Source organism: Desulfobacter sp., from assembly GCF_050177295.1.
In genome coordinates this window covers 1-4,189 of the sequence record NZ_JBFXHE010000391.1, presented here as the reverse complement: position 1 = coordinate 4,189, position 4,189 = coordinate 1, and the positions used below count along the sequence as shown (strand labels likewise).

The 4,189-nt window shown below is 44.1% G+C and carries 3 protein-coding genes; all 3 read right to left on the bottom strand.

Annotated features, from left to right (window positions below; genetic code table 11):
- Positions 1 to 171 precede the first annotated feature (171 nt).
- On the bottom strand, positions 172 to 1,044 hold the full coding sequence (locus AB7U36_RS19690) for a hypothetical protein (protein ID WP_428161340.1): 873 nt from the start codon (positions 1,042 to 1,044) through the stop codon (positions 172 to 174).
- A gap of 208 nt (positions 1,045 to 1,252) precedes the next feature.
- Positions 1,253 to 2,953, bottom strand: a complete 1,701-nt coding sequence (locus tag AB7U36_RS19685; RefSeq protein WP_428161339.1) for a protein adenylyltransferase SelO — start codon at positions 2,951 to 2,953, stop codon at positions 1,253 to 1,255.
- 25 nt (positions 2,954 to 2,978) lie between these two features.
- Positions 2,979 to 4,040 carry an alkene reductase gene (locus AB7U36_RS19680; protein WP_428161338.1) on the bottom strand — a complete coding sequence of 354 codons (1,062 nt, stop codon included), beginning with the start codon at positions 4,038 to 4,040 and terminating at the stop codon, positions 2,979 to 2,981.
- Between the last annotated feature and the right edge of the window lie 149 nt (positions 4,041 to 4,189).

Here is a 4,189-nt window from a genome sequence, read left to right as displayed (position 1 = left end):
ATAGAAATGTCAAAACTGATATGTTCTGGAATCGCGAAAATAATCGACTGTGGTGGTATGTATATCATGTTTTTTGTCGATTCCTTAAGCCTGTCAACGGGTTAGTCACCTGTTTATCCGGTGCATTCATTGGTTATAAATATAATCAAAATCTGACCCGATTTTCTCCCTCTATTTTTCGGGTTTCGGTGATGGCAACATCAGTGGCAAGATCTGTTCGAAGACATTATTGAACGAGTAATCGCTATTTCCTTGCCAATGTTGCATGGCAATTATTTCCCGCAAGGAGAGGCGCCCCTTTAGACTGGATATCCCATCTTCATAGAAATGAATGGGCATACGTTCAACTTCCGGAATGGATTTTTGAAACTCTTCCAGCATTCGGGGATATGCGGCATTGATTTTTTCCATGGGGTTTTCGATAGTGGACGTAGCCCTCTTCAGGTCATTGATCAGACCATTGGGGTCAATCACCTCCTCCAACCCCTTGTCAAAATAGTCCTGGTGTTTAGGGATAAATCCTTTTGAACCATCATGAAACTTATTCAAAACAGTAATATCTTTAACCTTAGCGGCCTTTCTTGGTAAATATTTGTCGAAAAATACGACTGCTTTGATGGCCCGATCAAAGGAATTGAGATCCAGAATCATTTTCCCCTTGTTTCTGAAGAAAAAAGCCCCAAGAACGATCGGCCTTCTTTCAATAGGAATATCCTTATACGTGCCCTTGAACTTCAATCTTTTGGCTTCCGCCTCGTACAGCCATACCCATCTATCTCGAACCGGATCATGTTTCATACAACGAAGCTTTAAAAACACCCGACTTATTTTTTCTGGATTCAATAAATCATAATGCAACCTGGCCAGCATATAGATTTCTTTGGTCATCGTAGTTAGGAGCCTTCTCCCGTCATTCTCACCTCGAGGCATTGAATCCTCTGACCCCTCTATTTTGCGTGCCAGGGATTGCCTGTTGGTGGTATCATGGATTGACATCTTTTTCTTAAGTCTCCTTTTATTCTTCTTTTTTGCTTTTTTCTCCACAAGCTATTCCCAATGATTGAATCACCAGGAAAACGTGTTTTCTCCGATTTTTAAGCTCTTATGCTTACTCTCTATCTCTTTTAGATGCAATTCATATATTTCCAAAGCCTTTATCGAAGTGCTGTTGGCCCCTTTTGTTATTGAGGACCTGAGGTATTAAATTGGGCAGATCAAACTGAGGTGTTTGAGGTGAAAACTATTTTTAGAATCAAGATGAACAGCTATAGTGCGAAACGCCACCAACGTTAAAAAACGCCTCAGGTTTTAGACGATAATATTTATCTTCTACCCTTTGAGATTGCTCATCATATGGAGAGCTAAGAACTTCTTGCAACTCTCTTACCAATGTGTAGTCACCCCGCATGGCTTGTTGATAGGCGGGGACAATCAACCACTCTCGCCACGCGTATTTGGGGTTAATCTGTTTCATCTTTGCCGATATCTCAGCCAAATGGCCGCCTTTGATAACGAGGTCGTGCCAGTTTTTCAGCCAAGATTGCCATTGCTCATCGAGTTGTTGTGAGTTCTTTCTATAGAAGCTCTTTTTCAAGGCTGAAATATTCTCTGGTACATGGGATAATTCACGGAAGAAAATGGTGTAATCCACCTCTGATTTGGTCAGTAACTGCATTAATCCCTGCACTATCTTTGGGTGATAGTCTGTCAAGCCAAGCTTGGCCGCCCACATTTTCTGGATTTGTTTTTGCATTGCCTCTGCAAAGCCATGACGTATTTGATCCAATTGTTCCAAAGCTTCGGCATCTTTAGCAAGCAGCGGTCTAACTGCAGTCCAAAACATGTGGTAATTGGCTTCTGCTGCGGTTGGCTGATTGAAGAAGGAAAAGTGTTCGCCGCCGCCAGTCCATGGCTGAAACCCAGGGTCGAAAATTTCACAGAATCCAAATGGTCCATAGTCGAGGGTAAAGCCGCCTGTGGCGCAGTTGTCACTGTTATAATTACCCTGGCAGTATCCAATACGCTGCCAATTGGCCACGAGTGACGTAAGCCGCCGGCGAAAAAGCTTTGCCAACTCAACCACTTGATCCGCAAAAACAAGGTCTTGATTAATATCGTTTTGGTATTCTCGGTCAATTAAATGCGACACAATCATGCGCAACTCTTTTAAGGCTCTTGGATGAGCATTGCCGCGAACCCGGCGGGCAAATAACTCTAACTGACCAACGCGCAAAAAAGATGGTGCAACGCGAGTTGAAATCGCCACAGGATTATCCACCATAATATCAGGATCGGTGGAATAAGAGTCTTGGGAGTACCAGGGCCGGGCAACGGTCTCAGATTTAGATACATATAGGGTTAGAGATCTCGTTGTGGGAACCCCCAGGGCGTGCATATACTCTTGCGCGAGAAACTCACGCACACTTGAACGAAGTACTGCACGCCCGTCGGCACCACGGCAATAAGGCGTTGTACCGCCACCCTTTAGTTGCATTTCCCAACGCTGTCCTTTGAATACCCCTTCAAATACTGATATCGCCCGACCATCGCCATAACCATTGCCGGTTCCAAATGGACATTGGTGGGTATATTCGGTGCCGTAAATTGACAGGGCATAGCCAACGGCCCAGCCAATTTTACGCATAGGCTTGTGCGCTGCTGAGATATCACCAGAAAATACCTGGCAAAATTTTGGATCATTTACCAACTCGTCGCTCAACCCAAGTTCATTAAAAAAAGTGCTGCTATGGGTTACATATTCCGGGTCTGGAAGCGGCGTGGGAGTAACCGGTACGAAGTGACCGGAAAAAACCTGACGGGCACGGTGGTCGTTACCATCTCCAGTGGCATCGGGATCGGCATTTAAGGTATCCATTAAAGAATAATCAGCTAATCTCACAAACTCATCGAAAGTCGATATGCGCTGCTGAGCAGACGGTTTAGACAATGACATTGTTGCAAATTCCTCATAACAGGTATCATCGATTTACATGTGCGAACGGGTAATCTGTATAACCTTTATCTGCACCGACGTAAAATGTTGATGTATCCGGGATATTAAGCGGTTCACCTGTTTTAAATCGATAAGGCAAGTCAGGATTGGCAATAAATAGCTGACCAAAGGCAACGGCATCTGCTTTTCCTTTTACAATAACATCTTCAGCAGTTTCTTTTGTGAAACCTTCATTGGCGATGTAAACACCGCCGAACGATTTCTTTAATATTGGTGCAAACCAATCATCACGCATAGCTTCTCGAGCACAGATAAAAGCGATATTACGTTTTTTTAGCTGTTCGGCAACATACGTAAACGTAGCAAGCAGGTTGGAATCTCCCATATCATGGACATCTCCCCGGGGAGCTAAATGCATACCGACACGATCAGCTCCCCAAACCGAGATAACGGCATCGGTTACTTCCAGCATAAACCTGGCACGGTTTTCCAGACTTCCCCCATATTCATCGACTCTCTTGTTGGTACTATCCTGCAAGAATTGATCGAGCAGATAACCGTTGGCTCCGTGTATCTCAACACCGTCGAATCCAGCCTTTTTAGCATTTTCAGCTCCTATCCGGAACGCTTCAACAATACTGCCTATTTCATCTGTTTGCAGGGCCCGTGGCGTAACATAAGGTTTTTCCGGACGAACCAAACTGACATGCCCTTTTGGTCGAACCGCGCTTGGGGCAACAGGAATTTCACCATCGAGGAACATGGGGTCAGAAATCCGTCCCACATGCCACAATTGTAAAAATATACGTCCCTTGGCTTTATGAACTCCGTTGGTAATTTTCTTCCAGCCCTCTACCTGTTTCTCAGACCAGATTCCAGGTGTATCAGCATAGCCCACACCCATTGGAGTAACTGCAGTTGCCTCGCTTATAATTAAGCCGGCGCTACTTCGTTGGGTATAATATTCTACCATTAAATCATTTGGTGTACGTTCCGAGCCTGCACGACTGCGTGTCAACGGGGACATGACAATACGATTTGGCAGCTCTAATGCACCAATAGTTAAAGGATTGAACAAACTATTCATATTTCATCTCCTAATTATATATTGCAATCGTTCATATCAGAAAGTAACGAATTATCGAAGTTTGTCAATATTGCATATAACTGCTCTGGCACTAATTCCTGAACCCGGGCTTTTTTTTCAATATCGTTTCGGATGGTATTGGTATTGCA